Here is a 1,923-nt window from a genome sequence, read left to right as displayed (position 1 = left end):
ACTAGAGTAAAGAACTGAAAATAAATTCAGCCCCTCCTCATCAAACCGTACTTGAGGTTTTCCCTCATACGGCTTTCCGATGTTCGTCATTCATGTGCATGCAACTTACAATAGCGTTTTAAGTCCATACATTTGGCTAAGCAACTTCACTTCATTACCGGAACTCCGCCAGCGATCTCGCTGGCGTTTCTTTGCGTACCACCTCGTTAGCCGTGTGCGGATATACCAATCTAACTTGGTCATCCACTTGGAGCTGTACGGTGTTGCATAGTAGTTCTTCCATCCTTGTATTCTCAGGTTGAGCCAGTTTACGTGCTCTTGGATCGAGACATGCCGCATCTTTGGCGGTGCGAGTCGTTCCTTCACCACTTCCCGGATGTGCTGCTCTGCTTTCTTGCATAGCCACTGTTGGGTCGTATAGTACACGCAGTTCTGTCCTGTCTCAGCTTTCATCTTCCGGTGGTGCATACCGAGGAAGTCGAATCCTTCTTCTCCCGTCCATAGCCCCACAATTCGCGTCTTCTCCGGATGCAAGGTTAGTTCCAACCGCTCCATTATTGCCTGAATCAGCTTAAAAGCATGAAGCGCGTCTTTCCTTGTCTTGCACACGACGACGAAGTCGTCTGCATACCGCGTTAATTCTCCAACTTCTTTGCCATGCTTCTCCCACAACAGATCGAAGTAGTTCAAGTAGATGTTCGCCAGTAGCGGCGAAATCACTCCACCTTGCGGTGTGCCGAGGTCAGAACGTCTAACCGTTCCTTCCTCCATTACGCCTGCTCCCAGCCATTGTCGAATCAGCTTGAGAACGCGTCTATCGCTGATGCGCATTTCCACCAGCTTCATTAGCTTCTCTTGGTTAATGTTGTCGAAGTACCCTTGGATGTCGATATCGACCACCCAGTTGCCTTTGCGGTTGCAGGCTTTGCGAATACGCTCCAGCGCTTGTTTTGCGCCTCGTTTCGGTCGGAAGCCGAATGAGCTTTCCTGAAAATCTGCTTCAAAGATTGGTTCTAGTATAAGTTTGGTCGCCATCTGTACAACGCGGTCTCTCACCGTTGGGATGCCAAGCGGACGCTTACGTCCATCTTTCTTCGGAATATAGTGACGGCGGACCGGTTGAGGACGGTAGTTATTGTTCGACAGACGTTGTTGACACTCTGTTAAGAATAGGTCTTCACCTATCTTTGCGATATCTGCCATCGTCTCCCCGTCAATACCTGCCGCTCCTTTATTTGCCCGCACCCTGCGCCACGCTTCCTGTAATACATCCATTCGGTACACCTTGTCGTACAGTGCATGGAACTTTCTGCTTTTGTTTGTTTTGGCAGCATGACCTAGCTTCTCTTGGAGTTGTTGAACTTTTTCCTTTGGTGTCGTTAGCTCTATGGCATTCACTCACTCGTACCTCCTTAAGAAGCTTGAACAAAGCAGGGCGCCTTCCCTCCCGCAGGTTGTGTTGTCCTACGTTCTCCGGTACTATTCGCCCCTCGGACTCCCTTCCTGCAGATGGCTCACTTCACCTTCTGGCTTATAGAGCATCTCGCTACGGAAAAAAAAACTTTCCGTGCAGGGGAGGGTCTCCCCAGTTCACTGCATCTTCTTTCATCCCATGCCGATCCCCTTACGCCGGAGGATTCTTCGCTGTCGCTCCAAGTTCCTAACAGCTTCCGTGGCTTTCGTCCATTTCATCGAGACTCAGCTTCCTCTTTTCCCTCTTGCAAGGCCTTTTTGACGACGCGGCAGGATTCACTTTATGTTACGGCCTGGTATGTCGCTCGCCCTGTCTCCGACAGGTACTTTTGTCGATACGCTTTTACGCACAGATTTCTCCATACGCAAGTATCCTAGCTACGCGGGGGCTTGGCCCCTCCCGCGACCGGACTTTCACCGGCTAGATGATGCGTGCCTCTGGGCACGCAT

1 protein-coding gene is annotated in these 1,923 nt (G+C 50.7%); it reads right to left on the bottom strand.

Features of this window, described 5'->3' with window-relative positions:
- Positions 1–105: 105 nt before the first annotated feature.
- On the bottom strand, positions 106–1,398 hold the full coding sequence (ltrA, locus tag FPZ45_RS25105) for a group II intron reverse transcriptase/maturase (protein ID WP_144707402.1): 1,293 nt from the start codon (positions 1,396–1,398) through the stop codon (positions 106–108).
- Between the last annotated feature and the right edge of the window lie 525 nt (positions 1,399–1,923).

The organism is Cohnella terricola, assembly GCF_007786475.1.
Lineage (GTDB): Bacteria > Bacillota > Bacilli > Paenibacillales > Paenibacillaceae > Cohnella > Cohnella terricola.
Note: the sequence above shows the minus strand (reverse complement) of the source record. Positions and strands in the feature narration are given on the sequence as shown.